This is a genomic window from Streptomyces sp. NPDC051907, from assembly GCF_040681075.1.
Taxonomy (GTDB): Bacteria; Actinomycetota; Actinomycetes; order Streptomycetales; family Streptomycetaceae; genus Streptomyces.
Genome location: NZ_JBFAYB010000021.1, coordinates 53,399 through 76,958, shown reverse-complemented (window position 1 = coordinate 76,958; position 23,560 = coordinate 53,399). Strand labels below are relative to the sequence as shown.

20 protein-coding genes are annotated in these 23,560 nt (G+C 72.7%); 10 read left to right on the top strand and 10 right to left on the bottom strand.

What is annotated here, in order from left to right; translation table 11 throughout:
* Positions 1–3: 3 nt before the first annotated feature.
* Genes AB0M39_RS14675 through AB0M39_RS14665 form a run of 3 tightly spaced genes read right to left on the bottom strand, consistent with a single transcriptional unit; the run spans position 4 to position 1,979 of the window.
* Positions 4–1,017, bottom strand: a complete 1,014-nt coding sequence (locus AB0M39_RS14675; RefSeq protein WP_365364015.1) for a 2-hydroxyacid dehydrogenase — start codon at positions 1,015–1,017, stop codon at positions 4–6.
* A complete protein-coding gene (locus tag AB0M39_RS14670; protein ID WP_365364013.1) occupies positions 1,014–1,166 on the bottom strand; it encodes a hypothetical protein in 153 nt (50 codons plus the stop codon). The genes AB0M39_RS14675 and AB0M39_RS14670 overlap by 4 nt, the downstream gene beginning before the upstream one ends.
* 18 nt (positions 1,167–1,184) lie before the next feature.
* A complete protein-coding gene (locus AB0M39_RS14665; RefSeq protein WP_365364011.1) occupies positions 1,185–1,979 on the bottom strand; it encodes a DeoR/GlpR family DNA-binding transcription regulator in 795 nt (264 codons plus the stop codon).
* 345 nt (positions 1,980–2,324) lie between these two features.
* On the opposite strand from AB0M39_RS14665, the gene AB0M39_RS14660 reads away from it, so the two are divergent.
* Together AB0M39_RS14660 and AB0M39_RS14655 are read left to right on the top strand one after the other, a co-directional pair.
* Positions 2,325–3,722, top strand: coding sequence for an FGGY family carbohydrate kinase (locus AB0M39_RS14660; RefSeq protein WP_365364009.1), 1,398 nt, complete (start codon positions 2,325–2,327; stop codon positions 3,720–3,722).
* Entirely contained in the window at positions 3,719–4,357 is a 639-nt protein-coding gene (locus AB0M39_RS14655; protein ID WP_365364007.1) for a histidine phosphatase family protein, read from the top strand. The genes AB0M39_RS14660 and AB0M39_RS14655 overlap by 4 nt, the downstream gene beginning before the upstream one ends.
* A 141-nt stretch (positions 4,358–4,498) precedes the next feature.
* Here AB0M39_RS14655 and AB0M39_RS14650 read toward each other — a convergent pair whose 3' ends face one another.
* A complete protein-coding gene (locus AB0M39_RS14650; RefSeq protein WP_365364005.1) occupies positions 4,499–5,929 on the bottom strand; it encodes an amino acid permease in 1,431 nt (476 codons plus the stop codon).
* A gap of 120 nt (positions 5,930–6,049) precedes the next feature.
* Positions 6,050–7,438 carry an amino acid permease gene (locus AB0M39_RS14645; protein ID WP_365364003.1) on the bottom strand — a complete coding sequence of 463 codons (1,389 nt, stop codon included), beginning with the start codon at positions 7,436–7,438 and terminating at the stop codon, positions 6,050–6,052.
* A 275-nt stretch (positions 7,439–7,713) separates the two neighbouring features.
* Here AB0M39_RS14645 and AB0M39_RS14640 point away from each other — a divergent pair, with 275 nt between their 5' ends.
* On the top strand, positions 7,714–8,307 hold the full coding sequence (locus AB0M39_RS14640) for a biotin transporter BioY (RefSeq protein WP_365364001.1): 594 nt from the start codon (positions 7,714–7,716) through the stop codon (positions 8,305–8,307).
* On the opposite strand, the gene AB0M39_RS14635 is transcribed toward AB0M39_RS14640, so the two are convergent.
* Both AB0M39_RS14635 and AB0M39_RS14630 read right to left on the bottom strand, forming a co-directional pair.
* Positions 8,288–9,628 (bottom strand): FAD-binding oxidoreductase, encoded by a 1,341-nt coding sequence (locus AB0M39_RS14635; RefSeq protein WP_365363999.1) that lies wholly within the window; start codon positions 9,626–9,628, stop codon positions 8,288–8,290. The two genes, AB0M39_RS14640 and AB0M39_RS14635, sit on opposite strands and share 20 nt — an antisense overlap.
* Before the next feature lie 362 nt (positions 9,629–9,990).
* The gene (locus tag AB0M39_RS14630; RefSeq protein WP_365363995.1) at positions 9,991–10,710 is read right to left on the bottom strand and encodes a hypothetical protein; all 720 of its coding nucleotides are present in this window, start codon (positions 10,708–10,710) and stop codon (positions 9,991–9,993) included.
* A gap of 133 nt (positions 10,711–10,843) precedes the next feature.
* Between AB0M39_RS14630 and AB0M39_RS14625 the strand changes: the two genes are divergently transcribed.
* Complete coding sequence (locus tag AB0M39_RS14625; RefSeq protein WP_365363993.1) at positions 10,844–12,811, top strand: serine/threonine-protein kinase; 1,968 nt, start codon at positions 10,844–10,846, stop codon at positions 12,809–12,811.
* Here the strand turns inward: AB0M39_RS14625 and AB0M39_RS14620 are convergent.
* Complete coding sequence (locus AB0M39_RS14620; RefSeq protein ID WP_365363990.1) at positions 12,808–14,295, bottom strand: amino acid permease; 1,488 nt, start codon at positions 14,293–14,295, stop codon at positions 12,808–12,810. The two genes, AB0M39_RS14625 and AB0M39_RS14620, sit on opposite strands and share 4 nt — an antisense overlap.
* A 183-nt stretch (positions 14,296–14,478) precedes the next feature.
* On the opposite strand from AB0M39_RS14620, the gene AB0M39_RS14615 reads away from it, so the two are divergent.
* Positions 14,479–14,967: a ribose-5-phosphate isomerase gene (locus AB0M39_RS14615; RefSeq protein ID WP_365363988.1), complete on the top strand. Its 489-nt coding sequence runs from the start codon at positions 14,479–14,481 to the stop codon at positions 14,965–14,967.
* Positions 14,967–15,776 (top strand): DNA-formamidopyrimidine glycosylase family protein, encoded by an 810-nt coding sequence (locus tag AB0M39_RS14610; protein WP_365363985.1) that lies wholly within the window; start codon positions 14,967–14,969, stop codon positions 15,774–15,776. The genes AB0M39_RS14615 and AB0M39_RS14610 overlap by 1 nt, the downstream gene beginning before the upstream one ends.
* 51 nt (positions 15,777–15,827) lie before the next feature.
* Here the strand turns inward: AB0M39_RS14610 and AB0M39_RS14605 are convergent, their stop codons facing one another.
* The gene (locus AB0M39_RS14605) at positions 15,828–17,057 is read right to left on the bottom strand and encodes a GNAT family N-acetyltransferase (RefSeq protein WP_365363982.1); all 1,230 of its coding nucleotides are present in this window, start codon (positions 17,055–17,057) and stop codon (positions 15,828–15,830) included.
* 106 nt (positions 17,058–17,163) lie between these two features.
* On the opposite strand from AB0M39_RS14605, the gene AB0M39_RS14600 reads away from it, so the two are divergent.
* From AB0M39_RS14600 to AB0M39_RS14585, 4 genes are all read left to right on the top strand, one after another.
* On the top strand, positions 17,164–18,309 hold the full coding sequence (locus tag AB0M39_RS14600) for a PP2C family protein-serine/threonine phosphatase (RefSeq protein WP_365363979.1): 1,146 nt from the start codon (positions 17,164–17,166) through the stop codon (positions 18,307–18,309).
* A gap of 151 nt (positions 18,310–18,460) precedes the next feature.
* Positions 18,461–19,270: an ABC transporter ATP-binding protein gene (locus tag AB0M39_RS14595; protein WP_365363977.1), complete on the top strand. Its 810-nt coding sequence runs from the start codon at positions 18,461–18,463 to the stop codon at positions 19,268–19,270.
* The gene (locus AB0M39_RS14590) at positions 19,270–21,723 is read left to right on the top strand and encodes an FtsX-like permease family protein (protein ID WP_365363975.1); all 2,454 of its coding nucleotides are present in this window, start codon (positions 19,270–19,272) and stop codon (positions 21,721–21,723) included. Before AB0M39_RS14595 ends, AB0M39_RS14590 begins: the two co-directional genes overlap by 1 nt.
* 67 nt (positions 21,724–21,790) lie before the next feature.
* Positions 21,791–22,255, top strand: a complete 465-nt coding sequence (locus AB0M39_RS14585) for an HD domain-containing protein (RefSeq protein ID WP_365363973.1) — start codon at positions 21,791–21,793, stop codon at positions 22,253–22,255.
* Positions 22,256–22,324: 69 nt separating this feature from the next.
* On the opposite strand, the gene AB0M39_RS14580 is transcribed toward AB0M39_RS14585, so the two are convergent.
* A complete protein-coding gene (locus AB0M39_RS14580) occupies positions 22,325–23,491 on the bottom strand; it encodes an acyltransferase family protein (protein ID WP_365363971.1) in 1,167 nt (388 codons plus the stop codon).
* Positions 23,492–23,560: the final 69 nt, after the last annotated feature.

Below are 23,560 nucleotides of genomic sequence, written 5' to 3'. Positions count from 1 at the left end.
GCCTCAGGTCAGGCAGTGCGCGAGCGGCTCGCCCCGGACGTGCCGGCCCACCTCGGCCGCGGCGATGCGGGCCGCCTTCTGGGCCACCGCGCGGCTCGCCCCGCCCAGATGCGGGGTCAGCACCAGGCCGCGCGTGGCCAGCAGCCGGGAGCCCGGCGGGGGCGGCTCCTGTTCGTAGGTGTCCAGCGCCGCCGCCGCCAGCTGCCCGCTGTCCAGGGCGTCGCACAGCGCAGCCGTGTCGAGCAGCCCGCCGCGCGCCACGTTGACCAGCACCGCGCCGCGGGGCATGAGGGCGAGCTCGCGGGCGCCGATCAGGCCCCGGGTCTCGGGGGTGAGCCGGGCGTGCAGGGTCAGCACACGGGAGCGGGAGAGCAGCGCGTCGAGCGAGTCGGTGCGCATGCCGTGCACGTCGCCGCGCACATACGGGTCGTAGACCTCGACCTCCGCTCCGAACGCGGACAGCACCCGGGCGACCCGGCTGCCGACCGCGCCGTAGCCGACCAGGCCCACGGGGGCGTCCTCCAGCTCCAGCCCGCAGCGCTCGTAGGTGTAGTACGAGGCGTCCCAACGGCCCTGGCGCGCCAGCGAGTCGTGGACCTCGGGGATGTGCCGCAGCGCCGCCAGCATCAGCCCGACGGTGAACTCCGCCGTCGCCGCGGCGTTGCGCCCCGGCGCCGAGCAGACCCGCACGCCCCTGGCCCGCGCCGCCTCGGCGTTGACGTTGACCGGCCCGCCGCGGCAGACGGCGATCAGCCGCAGCGACGGGCAGGCGGCCAGCACCCGCTCGGTGAAGGGCGCCATCTGCGTCACGCACGCCTCCACCCCGTCGAGCGCCTCGATCAGCGCGTCCTCGACGTCGCTCGCCTCGTCGACCTCGGCGACCTTGCCGAAGGGCTCCAGCGGCCAGGGCAGGGCGAGCTCGCAGAGCTCGAAGGGGGTGTCGGCGAGGTCGTGGCGGAGCGCCTCGGCGATCAGGGAGTTGAGGACGAAGTGGTCGCCGGCAGCGAGGACTCTCATCTCAGGGCTTCTTCCGTCTCGGCGTCGAGGACAGGGGTGTGCTCGGGGTCGGCGGCGGCCCGCACGGACCGGCCGCGCACCGCGTCGACCGTGGGGCGGCCCAGAGGGGCGTACGTCCTGGGGAGCCCGCGCAGGGCCGGCTCGGTCACGGCGGCCCACCGCCTGCCTCATGACGCACCGCCCACCTCGCAGAGCTGGTAGGGGACCTTCTGCTCGTCGAGGTCGCGCAGCGCCTCGGCCGGCGCGCCGCTGTCGACCAGCACCAGGTCGAAGCGGGAGAGCGGGGCGAGACGGTGCAGGGCCACCCGGCCCAGCTTGGAGTGGTCCAGCAGCAGCACGTTGCGGGCAGCGGAGTCGAGCATGGCCCGCTTGACGGACACGATGTGCTGCTCCTGGTGGTAGGCGTAGCCGCCGGAGACGGCGGAGGTGGAGGTGAAGCAGAGGTCGACCTGGAGCGACTGCACGGCCTCCACGCAGGACACGCCCAGGAAGGAGGAGTGCAGGGGGTCGTAGTCGCCGCCGAGCGCCATCAGATGGATGCCGCGCTCGGCGGAGAGCAGGGTCAGCGCCTCCAGGAAGTTGGTGACCACCGTCAGCGGTGTGATCGAGCCGAGCCGGCGGGCTATCTCCAGGGTGGAGGTGGAGTCGTCGAGCATCACCGCCATGCCCGGCTCTATCAGCGTGAGCGCGTGCGCGGCGACGGCGGCCTTCTCCTCGCGCATGGTCTTCAGCCGGTACGCGACGTTCGACTCGAAGACCCCCGACGGCTGGGCGGTGACCCCGCCCCTGAACTTTCTGACGATGCCCTGCCGTTCGAGCTCGTCCAGGTCCCGGTGGATGGTCATCAGGCTGACGTCGAAACGCTCGGCGAGCTCGGCCGCGGTCCCCTCGCCCTGGGCGAGGACGTACTCGGCGATGGCCGCCTGGCGGGGGGCGGGGCCGCGCTGCTGCTGGGTGCTCATGAGGTGATCCCTTTGATCCTTCGTCCTGGTCTGTCCGGCCTGTCGGACTCGAACAGCAGCAGGTTCTCAGGCCGGACGGCCAGCAGCTCGGCGACCAGCCGATCCGCTCGCGCGCCTGGTCCGCGGGGAGGCGGTGACGCGGCGAGCGGAGCGGAGGGACCGAGTCGTCGTGGGCGGTGCGGTGTGGGCAGAGGGCGTACGGCGCGAAGCACAGGGGTGACCCCGGTCGTACGAACACGTTCAGCCGACTGGTTAACAGAGCTTGGAACAGCGCCAGTTGGCCGTCAATCCCTCGCGCAACGGAAATTCTCGGTGCAGAGTGTGAAGTTCACAGAGGGAGCCGGTATGTGGATGGGCATCGATCTCGGCACACAGAGCGTCCGCGCGGTCGTCGCCGCCGACCGCGGGGACGTCCTCGGCAGCGGCTCGGCCCCGCTGGCCGGGCGGCGGGAGGGCGTGCGCCATGAGCAGGACCCCGAGCAGTGGTGGCGGGCCGTGTGCGCCGCGGCCCGCGAGGCCCTGAGCGAGGCCGGCCCCGGCGCCGGCCCGCGCGCGCTCGCCGTCTGCTCCACCTCCGGCACCGTCCTCCTCGCCGACCGGGCCGGCCGCCCGCTGGGTCCCGCCCTGATGTACGACGACGGGCGCGCCCCCTCCCGCGGGCCGGGCAAGGCGCTGCTGCTGCTGAAGGAGCACGGCGCCGGGCGCGACGTACGCGTGCTGCACCAGGCCGATCTGATCCTCGCCAGGCTCGCCGGGCGGATCCTGCCCACGGACTCCAGCCACGCTCTGAAGACCGGCTACGACCCGGAGCGCGAGAGCTACGACGACAGCGCGCTGAGCCTGCCGAAGGGCGTCCTGCCCGAGGTCGTGCGGCCCGGCGCGAAGGTCGGCGAGGTGTGCCGGGCCGCCGCCGAGGAGACCGGCGTCCCGGCGGGCACGCTGATCGTGGCCGGGATGACCGACGGCTGCGCGGCCCAGATCGCCTCGGGCTCGCTCGCCGTCGGCTCGTGGAACTCGGTCCTCGGCACCACCCTGGTCCTCAAGGGAGTCACCGCCGCCCCCCTGCGCGACCCGACCGGCGTCGTCTACAACCACCGCGCCCCGGACGGGAGCTGGCTGCCCGGCGGCGCGTCGGGCGTCGGCGGCGGAGCCCTGCGCGCCGCCTTCCCCGACGCGGACCCGGCCCGCCTCGACGCCCTCGCCCACGGCTTCGACCCGGCCGGCCCGGTCGCCTACCCGCTGGGCGCCCAGGGCGAGCGCTTCCCCTTCCTCGCCCCCGACGCCACCGGCTTCCTGCTCGGCGCGCCCGCCTCGCCGGCCGAGCACTGGGCGGCGCTCCTCCAGGGCGTGGGCCTGGCCGAGCGGCTCTGCCTGGACTACCTGGACCTGCTGGGCGCGCCGCTGCACGGGCCGCTCACCTTCACCGGCGGGGCCGTCCGCAGCGACTACTGGACCCAGCTGCGCGCCGACGTGCTCGGGCGGTCCGTCCGCATCCCGCGGTACAGCGAGCCCGCCCTGGGCATGGCCGTCCTCGCCGCGTACGGGGCGGGCGCGGCCCCCACTCTCGCCGAGGCCGCCGAGCGGATGGTCCGGCTCCGCCATGTGGTGCGGCCGCGCCGCAGCGAACGGTTCGCCGAGCCGTATCTGACGATGGTGGGGGAGCTGGAGCGGCGCGGCTGGCTGCCCGAGCCGGTCGCCGCGCACGCCCGCGCCCGCACGGACACGACGAAGGGGACCCCATGACCGCGACACTGCTGCTGGTCAGGCACGGCCAGACCGTCTGGCACGCGGAGAACCGGTACGCCGGGGCGAGCGACGTCGCGCTCACCGACGAGGGCCGCAGGCAGGCCCACCGGCTGGGGCTGTGGGCGGCCCGCCACCCCGTCGACGCGATCTGGACCTCTCCGCTCTCGCGCGCGATCGACACCGCGGAGCCCGCGTCCAGGGCGCTGGCTCTCGTGCCGCGGCGCGAACACGAGCTGCGCGAATGCGATTTCGGGGTGCTGGAGGGGCGCACCCTCGCGGAGTTCGAGGCCGAGCAGCCCGAGCGGGCCGCCGCCTTCCGCGCGGACCCGGCGCAGCACCCCTTCCCGGACGCGGAGGACCCCCGGGCCGCGGCGGCGCGGGGGGCGCGGGCGCTGCGGGCCATCGCGGCGGAGCACGAGGGGGAGCGGGTGCTGGTGGTCGCCCACAACACCCTGCTCCGGCTGGTGCTGTGCGAGCTGCTGTCGATCCCGCTCGGCGAGTACCGCAGGGTCTTCCCGCAGCTGCGGAACACGGCGCTCACCGAGGTGCGGATGGACGGGAGCGGGTCGCGCTGCGGGCTCCTCGGGCTGAACGTCCCCTGCGAGCCGCCGCCGGGCGGCCCGCGGCCGTGAAAACGTCTCAGGCTCCGGGCGGCTCGCGGCCGTGACGCCGAAGCGCCGGGCGGCCCGCGGCCGTGAACGCCGAAGCGCCGGACGGCTGGAGAACCAGCCCGTCCGGCGCCTGAGGCAAGGAGAAGAGGAGAGAGCCAACGGCTAGCCGACGGCGTCCGTCACCTTCTCGCTCTCGCCGCCCCGCTCCTTCTCCTTCGACTTCTGCAGCAGATACCCCGCCGCCGCGAGGGCCAGGGTCAGACCGCCCGTGTAGTACAGCTGCGTACGCGTGCCGGGCTCGCGCCACATCAGGACGAAGACCGCCGCCATGGCCGCCAGCGCCACCCAGGTCAGCCCCGGGTACAGCCACATCCGCACGACCAGCGTCTCGGGCGCCTCGCGCTCGGTGCGGCGGCGCAGCAGCAGCTGGGAGACGGCGATGAAGAACCAGACGACCAGGATCACCGCGCCGATCATGTTGAGCAGCCACAGGAAGACGTCGTCGGGCCGCCAGTAGCTGAGCAGCACACAGCCGAAGCCGAAGACGGAGGAGACCAGCACGGCGATGCGCGGAACGCCGCCGAAGACCTTGCCGAGCGCCTTCGGGCCCTGGCCGCGGGCGACCAGCGAGCAGGCCATCCGGGACGCGCCGTAGATGTTGGCGTTCATGGCGGAGAGCAGGGCGACCAGCACGACCACGTTCATGATCTCGCCGGCGGCCGGGATGTCCAGGAAGTCGAGCGCCGCGACGTACGGGCCCTTCGCGACGACCTTCGGGTCGTCCCACGGGACCAGCGTGACGATGACCGCCATCGAGCCGATGTAGAAGAGCGCGATGCGCCACATCGCCGTGCGCACGGCCTTGGCGACGCCCTGCACCGGGTGCTCGGACTCGGCCGCGGCGATGGTGACCGTCTCCAGGCCGCCGTACGCGAAGACGGAGGCGAGCAGGCCGATGATCAGCCCCTCGCTGCCGTTCGGCAGGAAGCCGCCGTCTCCGGTGAGGTTGGCCGTGCCCGGCGCGTCCGTGCCCGGCAGAACTCCGAGGATGGCGAGGACGCCGATGACCAGGAAGAGCGTGATCGCGCCGACCTTGAGGGCGGCGAACCAGAACTCGAACTCGCCGAAGTTCTTCACCGCGGCCAGGTTCGTGGCGCAGAACACCAGCATGAACAGGGCCACCCAGGCCCACTCCGGGGTGTCGGGCATCCAGCCGGTCATGATCTTGGCAGCGCCGATGCCTTCGAGGCCGACGGCCACGCAGAGCAGGAACCAGAAGGACCAGCCCGCCGTGAACCCGGCCCACGGGCCGATGGCCCGCTCGGCGTGCACGGAGAAGGAGCCGGAGGCCGGGTTCGCCGCCGACATCTCGCCGAGCATGCGCATCACGAGCATGACGAGCAGCCCGGAGAGCGTGTAGGCGATGACGATGGACGGGCCGGCCGCGGCGATGCCGGCGCCGGAGCCGACGAAGAGCCCGGCTCCGATCACGCCGCCGAGCGCGATCATCGACAGGTGGCGTTGCTTGAGTCCGTGCGAGAGAGAGCCGTCGGCCTTCTGGTCGACGGTCTCGGGCGCGGAAGTCGGAGACATGGGCGTGCCCTGTTCAGTAGCTGAGACGGGAGAGCGCCGAACAGTCTGGGTGCGTTCACCGTTTACAGGGAACAGATGTCCGCTATACGGTCACGATGCTCACACATGGTGAACACAACCTCACACGCGTCGGGCACGCCGCTCCCGCACGATGGCGACCAGCAGCACCGCCGCCGTCGCCCCCGCCGACCACAGCACCTGCCCGCGCGCCGCCTCGTCGGTGAGCATCAGCACCAGCACGGCGGCCATCGCGGCCAGCGAAGCCCAGGTCAGCCACGGGAAAGCCCACATCTTCAGGGCGGTGAGCCGCTCGGGGGCCTCGCGCTCGATACGGCGGCGCAGCCGCAGCTGCGAGATCGCGATCAGCGCCCAGACGAAGAGGAGCACCGCGCCGACCGAGTTGAGCATGTAGAGGAAGACGGAGTCCGGCCATTTCAGGTTGAGCAGCACCGAGACGAAGCCGAACGCGACCGAGGCGAGGACCGCCCGCCGCGGCACCCCGCCGCCGGAGACCCTCAGCAGGCCGCGCGGGGCCTCGCCGCGCTCGGCGAGCGAGAAGACCATGCGCGAGGAGCCGTACAGATTCGCGTTGAGCGCCGACAGCAGCGCCACGAACACGACGATCTCCATGATCTGGCCGGCGCGCGGCACCCCGATCGAGTCGAGCACCGTGACATAGGGGCTCAGCCCGGCGCGCTGCGCGGTCCACGGCAGCAGCGTCACGATGACCAGCATCGAGCCGACATAGAAGAAGAGGATGCGCCACACCGCGCTGCGCACCGCCCGGCCGACCGCGCGGGCCGGGTCGGCGGTCTCCGCCGCGGCGATGGTGACGACCTCGAGACCGCCGAAGGCGAAGACGACGGCGAGCACGCCGGAGACCACGCCCTCCCAGCCGTGCGGCAGGAAGCCGCCCTGGCCGGTGAGGTTGGCCAGGGCGACGGGGTCCGTGTCGGGCAGGAGCCCGAAGACCGCGAGCGTGCCGAGCCCGAGGAAGAGCACGATCGCGCCGACCTTGAGGGCGGCGAACCAGAACTCGAACTCGCCGAAGTTCTTCACCGCCGCCAGGTTGGCGAGGGTGAAGACCACCATGAAGACCAGCACCCAGCCCCACTGCGGGAGGGCCGGGGCCCAGCCGTGCGCGATCTGCGCCGCCGCCGTCGCCTCCACGGCGAGGACGACCACCAGCAGGAACCAGTACAGCCAGCCCACGCTGAACCCCGCCCAGCGGCCCAGCGCCCGCTCCGCGTGCACCGAGAAGGAGCCCGAGGCCGGCATCGCCGCGGACATCTCGCCGAGCATCCGCATCACCAGCAGCGCGATCGTGCCCGCGATCAGATACGACAGGACGATGCCGGGACCGGCGACGGCGATGCCCGCGCCGGAGCCCACGAAGAGCCCCGCGCCGATCACCCCGCCGAGTCCCAGCATGGTCAGATGACGCTGCTTGAGCCCGTGGGAGAGGGGCTCGGCCTCAGTGGCCAGGGGCGTGGGCGACGCGTCGTGCATGGTGCTCGTAACTCTCGGATCACTCTGGATCAGTTATGGGGAACCTACAGTCTCGCCGAGCCCCCTCCTTCACGCCAAAACCAGAGCGCCCGCTCCCGACCTCAGTGACGAGCGTCACGTGATCCATAGAGGGGGACGGGATTAGGGAGACCTCTTTGTGCGAACCCCACCAAGCGGCCAACCGCCGGTTTGTGGACGGCCAATGGTGATCGAGTGATCGCCGGTGGGCTACCTTCAGCCTGTCCCTACCTGCCCCCACCTCGCCCGGAGTCCCGATGAGCACTGCTTCCGTCACCTCTCGCCCCGGGGCGGTCCTCGCCGACCTGCTGCCCGCCGCACGGACCAAGTACGCGGTGGACACGGCCCTGGTGGTCGGCGGCGCGGCGCTCACCGGCCTCGCGGCCCAGATCTCCCTCCCGGTCCCCGGCACCCCGGTCCCGGTCTCCGGCCAGACCTTCGCCGCGCTCCTCGTCGGCACCGCGCTGGGCGCCCGCCGCGGCTTCCTCGCCCTCGGGCTGTACGCCGTGGCCGGCATGGCGGGCATGCCGTGGTTCGCCGAGGGCCAGTCCGGCTTCGCCATGCCGAGCTTCGGCTACGTCCTCGGCATGCTGCTCGCCGCCACGGTCGTCGGCGCGCTCGCCCGCCGCGGCGCGGACCGCTCGGTGCTGCGCACCGCAGGCGCGATGGCCGTCGGCTCCCTGATCGTCTACGCGGTCGGCGTCCCGTACCTCGCCCTGGCCGCCGACATGACGCTGTCTCAGGCCGTCGCCAAGGGAATGACGCCCTTCCTGATCGGCGACGCCCTGAAGGCCGCGCTGGCGATGGGCCTGCTGCCCGCCGCCTGGAAGCTCATCGAGCGCCGGGGCTGACGTTGTAGTTCCTGCGGAAGAGGTTCGCCGGGTCGTACACGGCCTTCAGCCCGGCGAGCCTCTTCAGCGTCTCGGGGTCGTACAGCCCCTGTGTGCGCTCCCCGCCGCCGAAGGCGAAGTTGAGCGCGCGGCCCGCCGCCAGCGGGGCGAGCGCGTCGAAGACCTCGCGGTGCAGGGCGCGGACCGTCGCCAGGCTGTCCGGCCCCTGGAGCGGGTTGAGCACCCGCACCAGGAAGCGGGCGTCGCGGAACGGCACCGCGTTCGGGGACTTCGGCGCCCGGGCGAGCGCCCCGCCCAGATGGTTGATCTGCACCACCGTCATCGACGGGGCGTCGGGCCCGGTCAGCGCCAGCACCTTGTGCGCCGTCCCGGCGTCGAGACCGCTGAGCACCGCGCTGTCCCCGTAGTAGGCGTGCGGGAAGTCCGGGTCGCTGTGGACGGTGTGGCTCTCGGAGTACGGCATCTCCCGCAGCGAGTCCGCGAGCGCGGGCCCGATCGCCCGCAGCGGCGCGACCAGCCGCTCTCCTGCCGCCGCGTCCCCCGTGTACGCCACTCGAACCGAGGCCGTGTACCTGCCCCGCATCGGCGCCGGGACCATCGGCAGGTCGGGGAACTGCACCAGCGCCATCGACGTGGTCATCGCCTCCGGCAGGTCGGCCGTCCACTCCAGGTACCTCTCCACGGCCCGCTCGACCAGGTCCGCGTCGAACAGCAGCGACCCGCCGTAGAGCCTCGCCACCGGGACCAGGCCGAACTCCAGGGCCGTCACCACGCCGAAGTTGTGCCCGCCGCCGAGCAGCGCCCAGTACAGGTCGGGGTCGCTCTGCGCGGTCACCCGCCGCGGCTCGGCGTCCGCGGTGACGACGTCCAGGGCGAGGACGTGGTCGGCTGCGTAGCCGAACTCCCGTGCCAGGACGCCCAGTCCGCCGCCGAGGGTGTACGAGACGACGCCGACGCCGGGGGAGGAGCCGTTCAGCGGGGCCAGACCGTGCTCGGCGGCGGTCTCGACGACCTGTTCCCAGCGCGCGCCCGCCTCGACGCGAGCGGTGCGCGCCGCCGGGTCGACGCGTACGCCGTCCATCCGCCGCGTGCTGATCAGCACCCCGCCCTCGGCGGCGCCGGGCAGCCCGTGGCCGGTGGCCTGCACGCCGACGGGCAGGTGGTGCTCGGCTGCGTACGCCACGGCCCGGCGCACATCCTCGGCGTCCGCGGCGGCGACGATCAGCTCGGGACGCAGGGCGAACCCGGTCTGGAATCCGGCGAGTTCGTCCTCGTAGCCGGCGTCGCCGGGGCGGAAGGCGGTCGTGACGTGGGGAAGCATGGGAAGGGCACTCCGTTCGGTCCTGTGGGCCGGTCGGTCCTCGTCGGCCTGTGGGGAGAGCCTCTCCCAGATACCTGACATCCGCCGTCAGGTATGGATCGGCGCTGTCCGGGCGCCTGCGTCGGCGCGGCCGACGGCGTCCATCCGCGTTCCGTCGTCACGTCGTACCGCGACAACGCCGGCGCCGTGGAATACCGGATGGGCCCGACGAGCCGGAGCTGCTTTCCCGGCTTTTGCGCGCACGCACGAGCCCGCAGTCGATCGTGCGAACGACTGCGGGCCTTTTTCGTACTGCTTTCCGATTAGCGCTGCTTTCGAATCAGCGTGTATTCAGGGCGTTCCGGTTGTCGATTCGCCGGTTTTCAGGGCCGTCCTGACTTCTGCTGGGTGGTCCACCAGATCCCGGTGCCGCCGATCGCGAGGAGCGTGAGGGCGAAGAGGCCGAGCGGGACGGCGGCGTCGGAGGGCCCGGTGCGCGGGAGCTCGTCGACGGCCGGCGGCTTGTCGGGGCCGAAGGGCACGTTGTCGGTGCCCAGCAGCAGGGGGGTGTCGGGGGCGTTGGGGGTCGGCTTCGAGGTGCCGAAGGGGACGGGGCCCTGCTGCCAGAGCAGCTTGTCGGTCTTGCCCTCGGTGACCGGCAGGCAGATCTTGCCGGTCTTCTGCAGATCGAAGGAGGCGGTGACCTGGTACGTGCGCGCCTTGCCCGCCTCGAGCTTGTCGACGGCGCAGGCATAGCCGCTGTTCGAGCCGGCCGGCAGCTTGTCGTCGGGGATCTTCGCGCAGCCCTGGACGCCGGTGATCCGCATGCCGTCGAAGCCGACGACCATGAGGGTCACGGGACCGCTGTCCTTGGAGCCGCTGTTGGCGATCTTCGCCGTGAGGTCAGTCTTCTCGGTGGAGTTGTCGACGCTGATCTGCTTCGGCAGCTCAGTGGTGATCTTCACGTCGGCGGTCGCGGCGGGGCCGGGCTTGCCGCCCTGGCTGCTTCCCGGCGCGGGATCGTCGGCGTAGGCGGTGAACGGCAGTACGAGCAAGCCGGCGGCAATAGCCGCGACTATTGATCCACGGTATGCGTGGTCCATTTCCCAGCCCCCTTACGCGTGTTGTGCAGTGCGTAGGAGAAGGGTTCCACAAGATTGCGCCTAACTATGCTGTGATGGGGGGAAGTTCATACCTCTTTCCTGGTCGCTGCGGGAGCTGAGGGGGAGGACGGGAATGCCGGGTATTCCAGGGCTATTGGTTGCGGGGCGTTACCGGCTGGACGAAAGCATTGGACAGGGGGGAATGGGGCGCGTGTGGCGCGCGGCGGACCGAATTCTGGACCGCCCGGTCGCCGTCAAGGAGATGCGGATGAACGGCGAGGACGCGGAGGACAGCCGCGTCCGCCGCGAACGCGTGCGCCGGGAGGCGCGCGCGACGGCCCGTATCGACCACCCCAACGTGGTGCGCGTGTACGACGTGGTGGAGGAGAGCGACCGGCTGTGGATCGTCATGGAGCTGGTCGACGCGCCCTCGCTGGAGCAGGTCCTGCTCCGGGAGGGTCCGCTGTCCCCGCGGGAGGCGGCGCGCATCGGCCTCGGCCTGATCGGCGCGCTGCGGGAGGTGCACGCGGTGGGGGTACTGCACCGGGACATCAAGCCGGGCAATGTGCTGGTGGGCCGGACCGGCCGGGTGGTGCTGACGGACTTCGGCATCGCGGCGATCCAGGACGCGACGCAGCTGACGGTGGCGGGCATGCTGGTGGGCTCGCCGGACTACATGGCCCCGGAACGGGTGGGCGGTCGCCCGCAGGGCCCGCCGTCGGACCTGTGGTCCCTGGGCGCGACGCTGTGCGCGGCGCTGGCGGGCCACTCCCCTTTCGCCCGCCCGACGACTCTGGCGACGCTCCACGCGGTGCTGTACGAGGAGCCGGAGCTGCCGCCGTCGGCGGGGGAGCTGACCCCCGTCCTCGCCGCGCTCCTGGTCAAGCCGCCTCAGGAGCGCCCCACGCTGGACGAGCTGGAGGCGGCGCTGACCCCGGTGGCGTTGCCGCCGGTCCCGGACCCGCATCCGAGCGAGCCCCCGCCCCCGGCCGGGTACGTCCCGACACGGCGAGTGGACCCGGCACGCCTCCAGGAACCGCTGCCGGCAGAGCCCGAGCCCGAGCGGCAGCCCGAGCCTGAGCCGATGCCCCCTGAGCCTGAGCCGGAGCGGCCGCCCGAGCCGCAGCCCCCTGAGCCCGAGCCCCGGCCTGAGCCCGCTGAGCCCGCGCCCGAGCGGGCACCCGAGCCTGTGCCCCCTGGGCCCGCGCCGGAGCGGCCCCCTGAGCCGCCCCCCGCGCCCGCGCCTGAGCCCGCGCCCCAGCCCGCTGATCCGCCGCCCGCCCCTGAGCCGGCGCCTCGGCCCGAGCCCCCTGAGCCCCCGCCCCCGCCGACGAACCCGACCCTCGGCCTGAAGCTCGCCCCGCCCCCGCCGCGGCCGGCCCTCGTCCCCACCCGCGCCCCCGTCCGCGACCCCGCCGCCGGCCCCAGTCCCCGAGCCCGCGCCCGGTTCGCGGTCCTATCCATCCTTCTCGCGGCCGCCACGGCCGCCGTCCTCGTCCTGCTCACCGCCAAGACCCCCGGCGGCGACGACCGCCCGGCCTCCGCCTCCTCGACGAGCGTCGACCCTGCGGCATCCGGCCAGGCGTCCGACCCCGCAGCGTCCGATCAGGCCACCGACCCGGCCACCGACCCGGCCTCCCCTTCCACCCCGCCCCCCACCGTCGCCGGCACCTCGACCCCGCCCCCCGGCCACCGCAACGAGACCGGATTCGCCTGGACGCCCCCCGAGGGCTGGACCCGGAGCGCCAAGAGCCCCTCCAACGTCCACTACCACTCGCCCGACGGAAAAACAGAGATCGCCGCCTCGTACGCACTCGCACGAGGCGGCGATCTCCTCACCCAATGGCAGCAGTTCGAACAGGACAGCAACGACGTTCCCGGCTACCGCAAGATCCGTCTGGAGCGCACGGAGTTCCGTGGCCGCCCCGCCATCGTCTGGGAGTACGTCTTCACCGAAGACGGCGCTCCCTGGCGCGCCCGCCAGCTCGGCTTCACCGTCGGCGGGAAGTCGTACCAGCTCAACGTCTGGTTCGACCAGGCCTCCCAGGACGACGCCCTGGCGGCCTACGACGAGGTGTCCGACTCCTTCACACCGCTCTAGGAGGCGCTCACTTCGCTGCTGTCCGAATCGACGGAGTCGACGGCGTCGGCGACGGGCGCGCCGCCCTTGCCGAGCCGCTCACGGACGACCGCGACGGCGATCACGATGCCCGCGACCAGCAGGGACCACAGAACCTGCTCCCGCGCGCTGCCGCCGTCGTAGATCATGAAGCCCAGCACGAACACGATCATGCCGATCGTCAGCCAGGTCAGATACGGGAAGAGCCACATCTTCACGATCAGCTTCTCCGGCGACTCCCGCAGGATGATCCCGCGCATCCGCAGCTGCGTGACACAGATGACCAGCCAGACGAACAGCGCCACGGCGCCCGAGGCGTTCAGCAGGAACGCGAAGACCGTGTCGGGCCACTTGTAGTTGAAGAAGACCGCGAGGAAGCCGAAGACGACCGACCCGAGGATCGCCGCCGTGGGCACGCCCTTGCCGTTGGTGCGCGCGAACGCCTTCGGCGCGTCGCCGCGCCGGCCCAGCGAGAACGCCATGCGCGAGGCGGTGTAGAGACCCGAGTTCAGGCAGGAGAGCACGGCCGTCAGCACGATCACGTTCATGATCTGGCCGGCGTGCGCGATGCCGATCGAGTCCAGCGCCGCGACGTAGGAGCCCTTGTCGACGATCGACTTGTCGTTCCAGGGCAGCAGCGTCAGGACGACGAAGATCGAGCCCAGGTAGAAGACGGCGATACGCCAGATGACGCTGTTCGTCGCCTTGGTGACCGCGCGCTGCGGGTCCTCGGACTCGCCGGCGGCGAGGGTGACGATCTCGCTGCCCATGAAGGAGAAGACGACCATCAGCACACCGGTGAGGATCGCGCCCGCGCCGTTCGGCAGGAATCCGCCGGCGTCCGTCAGATGCGCGAAGCCCGCGCCCGGGTTGTCCGAGCCCGGCAGCACGCCGAACACGGCCAGCACGCCGATCAGCACGAACGCGCTGATCGCCACGACCTTGATGCCCGCGAACCAGAACTCGAACTCGCCGTACGACGACACCGACGCCAGGTTGGTCGCCGTCAGGACGATCATCACGATCAGCGCCCACGCCCACTGCGGAACGGCCGGGACCCAGCCCTCCAGGATCACGGCGCCGGCGGTCGCCTCGACCGCCAGCACCACGACCCAGAAGAACCAGTACAGCCAGCCGATCGAGAAGCCGGCCCAGCGGCCCAGCGCACGGTCCGCGTAGGCGGAGAAGGAGCCGGAGGTGGGGTTGGCGGCGGCCATCTCACCGAGCATCCGCATCACGAAGACGACGAGCGCGCCCACGAGTGCGTACGACAGAAGGATGGCCGGGCCCGCGGCCGCGATACCGGAACTGGATCCGACGAACAGGCCGGCGCCGATCACACCACCGATGGCGATCATGGAAAGGTGCCGGTTCTTGAGTCCGGCCTGGAGACCGTCGGAGGACTGCGGGTTATCGGGTGTACCCGACTGTCCGCCTTCCTTCGTGAGGGTCTGCTGCGAGGTCATGGACGATTCCTTAAGTTTCGAGTGCACTCGGGTTACGAGCCCCCGCATTCAAACCCGTGACTCCCGGGTACGGAAGACCCGAATCCGGATCGTTAGGGAAGGACCCTGTGCGCAGGACCGGACGTGCTCTAGGTCCCGACCCCGCTGACCGCTACCCCGCCGCGCGCGTGCCACACTCGGAACATGCGCGTGTACCTCGGCTCCGACCATGCCGGCCTCGAACTCAAGAACCACCTCGTCGAGTGGCTCACGGCCCACGGCCACGAGGCCGTCGACTGCGGTCCTCATATCTACGACGCCCAGGACGACTACCCCCCGTTCTGCCTGCGTGCGGCCGAGAAGACGGCCGCCGACCCGGACAGCCTCGGCATCGTGATCGGCGGCTCCGGCAACGGCGAGCAGATCGCCGCGAACAAGGTCAAGGGGGTGCGCGCCGCCCTCGCCTGGAGCGAGCAGACCGCCGCCCTCGGCCGCGAGCACAACAACGCGAACGTCGTCGCCATCGGCGGCCGGATGCACACGGTCGAGGAGTCGACCAAGTTCGTCGAGATCTTCCTCACCACGCCGTACTCCGGTGAGGAGCGTCACACTCGCCGCATCGAGATGCTGAGCGCCTACGAGACCACGGGCGAGCTGCCCCCGATCCCGGCTCACCACCCGCAGCAGCCCTGATGCCCGAAGGGCACACGATCCACCGACTGGCCGCCGACCACTGGGAGAGGTTCGGCGGCCGGCCTGTGCGCGCCTCGAGCCCGCAGGGGAAGTTCTCCGACAGCGCGGCGCTGGTCGACGGCCAGCGCCTGGAGTCGGCCGAGGCGCACGGCAAGCACCTCTTCCTCGGCTTCGGCGGGCTCGGCTGGGTCCATGTCCACCTCGGCCTCTTCGGCAAGGTGACCTTCGGCGACGCCCCCGCGCCCCCGCCGACCGAGACGGTCCGACTGCGGCTGGCGAACTCGGCCGCGTACGTCGACCTGCGCGGCCCCACCGCCTGCGCGCTGATCGCCGACGGCGAGAAGCAGGCGATACACGACCGCCTCGGCCCGGACCCGCTGCGCCCGGACGACGACCCGGACCGCGTCTGGGCCCGGATCTCCCGCTCGCGCACCACGATCGCCGCGCTGCTGATGGACCAGAAGGTCGTCTCGGGCGTGGGCAACGTCTACCGCGCCGAGGTCCTCTTCCGGCACGGCATCGACCCTTACCGCGCGGGCCGGGACATCCGCCGCTCCGAGTGGACGGCGATGTGGAGGGACCTCGTGGAGCTGATGCGCGAGGGCGTGCGGAACAACCGCATCGACACCGTCCGCCCCGAGCACACCCCCGAGGCGATGGGCCGCCCGCCGCGCGTCGACGACCACGGCGGCGAGGTCTACGTCTACCGCAGGGCCCTGCTGCCCTGCCATATCTGTGGCGGCGAGATCCGCACCGCCGGTCTCGCCGCCCGCAATCTCTTCTGGTGCCCGGCCTGCCAGCCCGCGTAGCCGCCCGCTCGGCCTGGCGGTAGCCGCCCGGCCCAGAAGTAGCCGTGCGGCCTAGAAGCCGTGCGGCAGCCAGGGCGCGACCGTGGACGCGAACGCCGTCGACGCCTCGCCGAGCGCGCCCCGGCGCAGCTCGCGCACCCGTCCCGCGCCCGCGAGCGCCGAAAGCGACACCCCGCCCAGATACGCCGCTCCCAGCTCCCGCACGGTCAGAGCGAGGTCGGCCGGCTCGTCGGTCCGCTCGCACGTCGCGCCCTTCGCGTCGCCGGTCAGCCGCCACCGGCCTGCGTTCCACGGGCAGAAGGAGTCCTCGACCTCGAAGACCACGCTCAAGGGCGTCTGGTACGTCCTGGCCTCCAGCGCCGCCCCGACGTCCACGAGCCGTACGAACAGCCCGTCGCGTATCAGCACCTGGCACCGTCGCACGTCGTTGACCAGATGCAGCAGGGGGTCGTCCGCGGGCAGGTTGCGGGCCGTGACGCTCGTCGTCAGGTCGACGGAGAAGAGGAAGCGCCACAGCGCGGCGTAGGCGACCGGGTCGAGCGCGTCGATCTGCCGCAGCGTGATGCGGCCCTTGGGACCTCGCTCCTCCCAGTCCGGCTTGTTGTGGAAGCGGACGAAGCCGACGATCTCGCCGTCCCGCTCGGCGACCACGCACTGCATCGGCGAGCCGCCGCCCCGCTGGGAGGGCGCGTCGAGCAGCTGCATGCCCTCCCAGCCCGGCGTGCGGGCGAGCATGCCCGGGCGCGAGCCGATGCTCCGCAGATACACCGCCTCGCAGGCGTCGGCGACGTCGGCGACCTCCGCGAACCGCAGCCGGACGTCGTCGACGCCCTCGGGGGCCTCGATGCGGGCATGGACCGTGTCGATGTCCACGGTCATCCGCTGTGTCGCGACGCCGTATCCGAAACGTCCGTAGATGGCCGGCTCGGACGCGTTCAGCACGGCGAGCGGCTCGCCCCACGCGTGCACGTCCTCGAGCTGGCGGCGCATCATCGAGGTGAGCACCCCGCGCCGGCGGTGCGTCGCCGCCACGCTCACCAGCGTCACGCCCGCCGCCGGAACCATGCCTCCGCCCGGGACGGAGACCTGGAAGGTGACGGACCCGGCCGTTCCGACGATCTCCGGACCGTCCCAGGCCGCGATCGACCGCTTGGGCTCGGCGAGCGAAATCCAAAGTTCGCGCTCTTCGTCGGAGACCGGGACGCCGCCGAAGGCGCGTGTCAACTTCCCGTAGAAGTCGTCCCATTCGGACAGCTGGAGCACGCGGAGATCGATCGTCATATGCCATCCCTACCACCGGCAAGGGCGTCGAGGCGACCGATATCGAACACATTGTCATAGGGGTCCCCCTGCACGGAGGGCGGACGGGTGGATAGGGTCCACGGCAATGGCCCGTGGCTCTGCAGCAGACTCGTACACGGCCCGGTTGCGGAGAACGGTGCACCGGGCACGCATAGCGCTGCGCAAATCGGGCGTCGACTACTTCCGCGGCGACGGCTCCGACTGGATCGCGCTGGCCGGTCTGCTGCTGACCATCCCGGCCTTCACCTGGGGCACGATCGTGATGCCCATCTGGGTCTCCCCGGCGGCGCTCGTCCTGCCCATCGTGGCCGGCGGGCTGCTGCTGCGGCCGGCGAGCCTGCTCGGCCTCTACGCGGCGGCGGCCGGGGCCCTGATCGTCGAGTCGGTCGTGCTCGGCCCGTACACCGAGGGCCCGGCCAGGGTCACCCCCGGCACGGTGCTGGCCGTGGCGGCCTGCGGATTCTTCGGGCTGCTGATCGCCCAGTTCCGGGCCAGAGTCGGCGTGCCCTGGCGGCGCGGCGGCACCATGCTCTTCGACCTGCGCGAACGCATCCGAGTGCAGAGCGCCCTGCCGAGGCTGCCCCAGGGCTGGCACCGCGAGATGGCGCTGCGCCCGGCCGGCGGCCAGTCCTTCTCCGGCGACTTCGTGGTCGCGGCCCGCACCAACGGCGGCCGCACCCTCGAGGTCGTCCTCACCGACGTCTCCGGCAAGGGCATGGACGCCGCGTCGCGCGCCCTGCTGCTGTCGGGCGCCTTCGGCGGACTCCTCGGCTCGCTCCCGCCGCACAGCTTCCTGTCCGCCGCCAACGGCTACCTCCTCCGCCAGGACTGGGACGAGGGCTTCGCCACCTCCATCCATCTCGTCCTCGATCTGGACTCCGGGGACTACGAACTGCTGTCGGCGGGCCACCTTCCCGCGCTCCAGCTCCACGCGGGCAGCGGACGCTGGGAGGAGAAGGACGCCGAAGGACCGCTGCTCGGCGTCTACGACGGTGCGCAGTTCGACTCCGTCAAGGGGACCCTGCGCCCCGGCGACGTCCTGATGCTCTTCACCGACGGACTGGTCGAGGCCGCGGACCGGGACATCAGCGAGGGCATCGACCGGCTCTCCGGCGAGGCCGACCGCTATGTCGCCTCGGGCTTCGAGGGCGCCGCCTGGCATCTGATCGAGGCGGTCGCCAAGGACGTCAACGACGACCGGGCGCTGCTGCTGCTCTGCCGGGAGGCGTGAGCCCGGGCGCCGCCTCGGCGCCCCCACGGTGGGGCTTTCCCCACCCCCGATCCGCCAGCAGCCGTCATGGCCTGGTCAGACCCCCTTTCCGTACGTTCGAACTGTCGTCGATCTCGACGACGACAGCGACGCACGGAAGGCGGACGACACCATGGGGCTGCGACGCGGAAAGCGCCGGCAGGACGAGCACGACGCGGTCCCCGGGCCGGACGGCGGGGCGGCCGTGCAGCTGACCGGCGTACGCCGCCAGTACGGCCGCGGCGCCTCCGCCGTGCACGCCCTGCGCGGCATCGACCTCGCCCTGCCGCACGGCAGCTTCACCGCGGTCATGGGCCCCTCGGGCTCGGGCAAGTCCACGTTCCTGCAGTGCGCGGCCGGACTCGACCGGCCGAACGCGGGCTCCGTACGGCTCGGCGGCACCGAGATCACCGGCATGAGCGAGAACAAGCTCACCGCACTGCGCCGGACCCGACTCGGCTTCGTCTTCCAGGCCTTCAACCTGCTGCCGTCCCTGACCGTCGAGCAGAACGTCGTCCTGCCGATGCGCCTCGCCGGCCGCCGCCCCGACCGTCGCCGGGCCGCCGAGGTCCTCGGCCAGGTCGGCCTCGCCGACAAGGGGCGGCGGCGCCCGGCCGAGCTCTCCGGCGGACAGCAGCAGCGCGTGGCCATCGCCCGCGCGCTCGTCACCCAGCCCGACGTGGTCTTCGCGGACGAGCCGACCGGCGCGCTGGACACCACCACGGCCGCGGAGGTCCTCGCGCTGCTGCGGTCGGCCGTGGACGGGCTCGGCGCGACGGTCGTCATGGTCACCCACGACCCGGCCGCCGCCGCCTACGCCGACCGCGTCCTGTTCCTCGCGGACGGCTCGATCGCCGACAGCCTGCCCCGCTCGACCTCGGCCCAGATCGCCGCCCGCATGACGACTCTGACCGCCCCCAGCTACGCGGGAGCGGCGGCCTGATGTCCCTCCTCCCCAACGGCCTGGCCAGGGCGGCCGTCCGGGCCAAGCCCGCCTCCTTCGTCGGCACGTTCGTCGCGCTGCTGATGGCCGCGGTGATCGTGTCCGCCTGCGGCATCCTGCTGGAGACCGGCGTACGCGCCTCGGCGGCGCCCGTGCGCTACGCCGACGCGCCGGTGGTCGCCGCCGCCGACCAGCAGGCGAAGTACGAGGTCGGCAGCGGCGACGAGCGCTACGACGCCGGCGCTCCGCTCCCCGACCGGGCCCGCGTGGACGCCGCGCTGGTGCGCAAGGCGGCCGCCGCCCCCGGCGCGTCGGCGGCCGTCGGGGACGTGAGCTTCCCCGTGCGCGCGGACGGCTCCGCGCTCACCGCCCACGGCTGGGGCTCGGCGTCCTTCACCGGGACGACCCTGTCGTCGGGCTCGGCCCCCGGCCCGGACGAGGTGGTCATGCCGAAGGGCGCGGGCGCACGGGCGGGCGACCGGGTCAGCCTGGAGACCCCCGCGGGCAAGCGGGAGTTCCGCGTCTCGGGCCTGACCGGCGCCGGCGCCGCCCTCTACTTCGCCGACGCGCAGGCGCCCGCCCTCTCGGGGCATCCCGACGAGGTCGACGCCGTCGTCGTACTGCCCAAGCAGGGCACCTCCGCCGACGCCCTCGCCGCGCAGACCAAGAAGCTCGTCGGCGGCCAGGCGAAGGTGTACACCGGCGACGACCGGAGCCTCGCCGAGAACTCCGGGCTGCCCGCGGCCAAGGAGGTCCTGACCGGCCTCGGCGGCTCCTTCGGCGGCATCGCCGCCCTGGTCGCCGTCTTCACCGCCGCGGGCGCCGTCGCCCTCTCCGTCGGCCAGCGCGGCCGCGAGTTCGCGCTGCTGAGGGCGATCGGCGCGACCCCGCGGCAGATCCGCCGCACCATCGCCACCGAGGCCCTCCTGGTCGCCCCGGCCGCCGGCGCGCTCGGCTGCCTGCCCGGAGTCGCCCTCGCCGCCTGGTGGTTCGGGCAGCTCCAGGACAAGGGAGCGGTCCCCGAGGCCGTCGAGCTGAGCGTCTCCTGGATACCGATCGTCTGCGCCGTGGGCGGGGGCCTGCTCACCGCGCTGTTCGCCGGTTATCTGGCCGCCCGCCGCCCGTCGCGGATCAAGCCGGGCCAGGCACTGGCCGAAGCCTCGGTCGAGCGCCTCGGCATCGGCTGGATCCGTACGCCGCTGGGCCTGGCCGCCCTCGTCGGCGGCGCCGTCTTCGCGGGCGTCGCGGCACGGGAGACCGGGGAGGACGCGGCGAACGCGGCCCTCGGCGTCGTCATGCTCTTCATGCTCGCCGTCGCTCTGCTCGGCCCGCTGATCGCCCGGCTCTGCGCGGGCCTGCTCGGCCTCCCGCTGCGCGCGGCGGGCGCGGCCGGCGCGCTCGCCGCCGCCAACTCCCGTACCAACGCCCGTCGGCTGGCCTCCGCGATCACCCCGATCGTGCTCGCGATGGCGTTCTCCTCGACGCTGGTCTTCATGCACACGAGCGAGGAGCGGGTCACAGCCCAGCAGCAGCGCGACGGCATCACCGCGGACCACATCGTCACCGCACCGGGCGGACTGTCCGCGGACGCCGCCGAGCGCGCCGCCCAGATCCCCGGAGTCTCGGCCTCCGTGTCCCTGCTGCGCACCTCGGTCCTGGTCCCGGTCGGCTCCGGCGGCGACCGCTGGCTGGAGAGCGCCTCCGCGCAGGGAGTCGGCGGCGACGCACGCGATCTGACGAAGGTGCAGGACCTCGACGTCCGCACGGGGTCGCTGGCCGCGCTCGGCCCCGGCAAGGTCGCCGTGTCCGCCGCGCTCGCCGAGTCCGCCCATGTGGGCACGGGAGACAGGCTCGCCCTGCGGCTGCCCGACGGCACGAAGGCGTCCCCGCAGATCGTCGCCGTGTACGGGCGGGGCCTCGGACTCTCCCAGGTCACCCTCCCCGCAGCCGCGTTGACCCCGCACGTCACCTCGCCGTTCCCCACGGACCTGCTGGTGCGCGCCGCCCCGGCCGCGGCGGCGCAGCTCTCCTCCCTCGGCACGGTGAGCGACGAGGACGGCTACGCCGCCGCCCAGAGCGTGGACCGCGAGCTGAACGCCTGGGCCAACACGACCATGGCCGCGGTCCTCGGCGGCTTCGCGGCCGTCGCCGCCGGCAACACCCTGGTGATGACGGTCCTGGACCGCCGCCGCGAGCTGGGCATGCTCCGCCTCATCGGATCCACCCGCCGCCAGGTGCTCGGCATGGTCCGCTGGGAGGCGCTGCTGGTCACTGTGGCCGGCGTGGCCCTCGGCACGGGCATCGCCCTGGCCACCCTGGTCCCGATGATGAACGGGCTGACCGGCCAGGGCCCGTACATTCCGCCGGTGCTGTACGGATCGTTCGTCGCCGCGGCCCTGGCGCTGGGGCTCACGGCCACCGGGGTCCCCGCGAGGGCGGCTCTGCGGCGCTGAGCGGCGGCGGGGGAAGGGGTCCGTGGAAGGGGTCCGTCCCGACGAACGGGGCCGTACAGTCGGGGACATGCCCGAGCAGACCCTGACCCTGGCCGAGGTCGAGGCCATCGCCCGCGAGGCCCACGCGGCTCAGCAGGACAAGGCGGGGCGGCCGTACGCCGAGCACCTCCAGGCCGTCGCCGAGGGAGTGCGCGCCCGCGGCGGCAGCGACGAGCAGATCGCCGCGGGCTGGCTGCACGACGCCGTCGAGGACGACGCGCTCTCCCGCCAGTGGCTGGAGGCCGCCGCGCTGCCCCCGTCGGTCAAGGACATGGTCCTGGCGCTCACCAAGCGCGAGGGCGAGGAGCTGGAGGCGTACACCGCCCGCATCCTGGCCACGCCCGGCGCCCGCCTGGTCAAGGAGGCGGACCTGGCGCACAACGCCGACCCGGCGCGGCTCGCGGTCCTCGACGAGGCGACGCGCACCCGGCTGACGGCGAAGTACGCGAAGGTCCGGGGCCTGCTGGGCCTGTCCGCGGCCGACGACGCCTGACCGCGGGCCGGGGCCGAAGACGCCTGACCGGGGGCCGGAACGGGTGCCGGGGCCCGCGGCCTCAACGGGTCAGCGCGCCGGCCCCAGCTCCGCCGCGTCCCGCCGAAACGCCCACTTCATGTCCGGCTCCGTCGCCCACCGCAGCGCCCTGCGCACCGGAGGCGTGCACATCAGCGTCACCGCGGCCGCCGCGACCAGCGTCACGACGATCTCGCCGCCCGGCGAGCTCAGCCAGGGGTTCTCCTCGACGAGGCCGGAGTAGCCCATGGCCTTGACCAGGAAGCCGTGCAGCACATAGCCGCAGATCGTGCCCGCGCCCAGCACCGTGAACCAGGTCCTGCGGCGCGGGACCCACGCCAGGAAGCCGGCCGTGAGCAGCACCGCGCAGCCGAAGAAGGCGAGGGTCATCACCACGCCCGACCACCACGGCACGCCCAGCTCCTGGGCGCTGCTGCCCCGGTAGAACCAGGCGAGGTTCATCCGGGGCGCGGCCCAGTAGGCCACCACGCCCGCGACGGCGAACAGCGGCAGAGCCAGCAGCCGCACCTCGCGCCGGCGCACCAGCTGGAAGTGCTCGGGCTTCATGCACAGGCCCAGCACGAAGAAGGGGAGGAACTGGAGCACCCGCTGGAGGTTGAGGTCGTCCCCGATGTTGGGCGTCAGCGCTGCGAGGGAGGCGAGGGCGAGCGCCACGGGCAGCGGCCACTTGATCACGCGCAGCAGCGGTGTCGCCAGCCGCCAGACGAACAGCGCGGCCAGGAACCAGGTCAGATAGAACGGGTCGAGCAGGCTGATGGGGTGCCCGGGGTCGTCGTTCGCCCACCGCGCGAACAGCGAGTACGCGATCTCGAAGACGACGTACGGCACGGCGATGCCGGTCAGCAGCCGTCTGAGCTGGTGCGGCTTGCCGGTGTAGCTCCGCGAGAAGTAGCCGGAGACCAGGATGAAGGCCGGCATATGGAACGTGTAGACGACCATGTAGAGCGCGCGGGTCAGGCGGCTGCCGTCCATCAGCGGCTCCCACGCGTGCGCCATGGCGACGAGCACGATGGCCAGGTACTTCGCGTTGTCGAAGTACGCGTCTCGCTGGCTGGACGGCGGAGCGGACCGCGGGGTGCACTTCTCGCCAGGCGCGGCGGGGGCCGGGGAGCCCGGCCGCTGCGTCGTCGGAACGGGATCCGGCTCCCGGGCCTGGGGGAGCGGAGCCCTTTGATATCCGTGCGGAGCGTGGAACATCTGAGGCACCTTAGCCGCGCTCATTCGATTTCGTAAAACCCCTTGCGGGGAAGGTCCATTCGTATCTGA

Excerpts from the sequence above, each read along its gene's own strand:
- AB0M39_RS14675 (WP_365364015.1), bottom strand. The coding sequence starts at position 1,017 with ATGAGAGTCCTCGCTGCCGGCGACCACTTCGTCCTCAACTCCCTGATC.
- AB0M39_RS14665 (WP_365364011.1), bottom strand. The coding sequence starts at position 1,979 with ATGAGCACCCAGCAGCAGCGCGGCCCCGCCCCCCGCCAGGCGGCCATC.
- AB0M39_RS14660 (WP_365364009.1), top strand. The coding sequence starts at position 2,325 with ATGTGGATGGGCATCGATCTCGGCACACAGAGCGTCCGCGCGGTCGTC.
- AB0M39_RS14655 (WP_365364007.1), top strand. The coding sequence starts at position 3,719 with ATGACCGCGACACTGCTGCTGGTCAGGCACGGCCAGACCGTCTGGCAC.
- AB0M39_RS14650 (WP_365364005.1), bottom strand. The coding sequence starts at position 5,929 with ATGTCTCCGACTTCCGCGCCCGAGACCGTCGACCAGAAGGCCGACGGC.
- AB0M39_RS14645 (WP_365364003.1), bottom strand. The coding sequence starts at position 7,438 with ATGCACGACGCGTCGCCCACGCCCCTGGCCACTGAGGCCGAGCCCCTC.
- AB0M39_RS14640 (WP_365364001.1), top strand. The coding sequence starts at position 7,714 with ATGAGCACTGCTTCCGTCACCTCTCGCCCCGGGGCGGTCCTCGCCGAC.
- AB0M39_RS14635 (WP_365363999.1), bottom strand. The coding sequence starts at position 9,628 with ATGCTTCCCCACGTCACGACCGCCTTCCGCCCCGGCGACGCCGGCTAC.
- AB0M39_RS14630 (WP_365363995.1), bottom strand. The coding sequence starts at position 10,710 with ATGGACCACGCATACCGTGGATCAATAGTCGCGGCTATTGCCGCCGGC.
- AB0M39_RS14625 (WP_365363993.1), top strand. The coding sequence starts at position 10,844 with ATGCCGGGTATTCCAGGGCTATTGGTTGCGGGGCGTTACCGGCTGGAC.
- AB0M39_RS14620 (WP_365363990.1), bottom strand. The coding sequence starts at position 14,295 with ATGACCTCGCAGCAGACCCTCACGAAGGAAGGCGGACAGTCGGGTACA.
- AB0M39_RS14615 (WP_365363988.1), top strand. The coding sequence starts at position 14,479 with ATGCGCGTGTACCTCGGCTCCGACCATGCCGGCCTCGAACTCAAGAAC.
- AB0M39_RS14610 (WP_365363985.1), top strand. The coding sequence starts at position 14,967 with ATGCCCGAAGGGCACACGATCCACCGACTGGCCGCCGACCACTGGGAG.
- AB0M39_RS14605 (WP_365363982.1), bottom strand. The coding sequence starts at position 17,057 with ATGACGATCGATCTCCGCGTGCTCCAGCTGTCCGAATGGGACGACTTC.
- AB0M39_RS14600 (WP_365363979.1), top strand. The coding sequence starts at position 17,164 with ATGGCCCGTGGCTCTGCAGCAGACTCGTACACGGCCCGGTTGCGGAGA.
- AB0M39_RS14595 (WP_365363977.1), top strand. The coding sequence starts at position 18,461 with ATGGGGCTGCGACGCGGAAAGCGCCGGCAGGACGAGCACGACGCGGTC.
- AB0M39_RS14590 (WP_365363975.1), top strand. The coding sequence starts at position 19,270 with ATGTCCCTCCTCCCCAACGGCCTGGCCAGGGCGGCCGTCCGGGCCAAG.
- AB0M39_RS14585 (WP_365363973.1), top strand. The coding sequence starts at position 21,791 with ATGCCCGAGCAGACCCTGACCCTGGCCGAGGTCGAGGCCATCGCCCGC.
- AB0M39_RS14580 (WP_365363971.1), bottom strand. The coding sequence starts at position 23,491 with ATGTTCCACGCTCCGCACGGATATCAAAGGGCTCCGCTCCCCCAGGCC.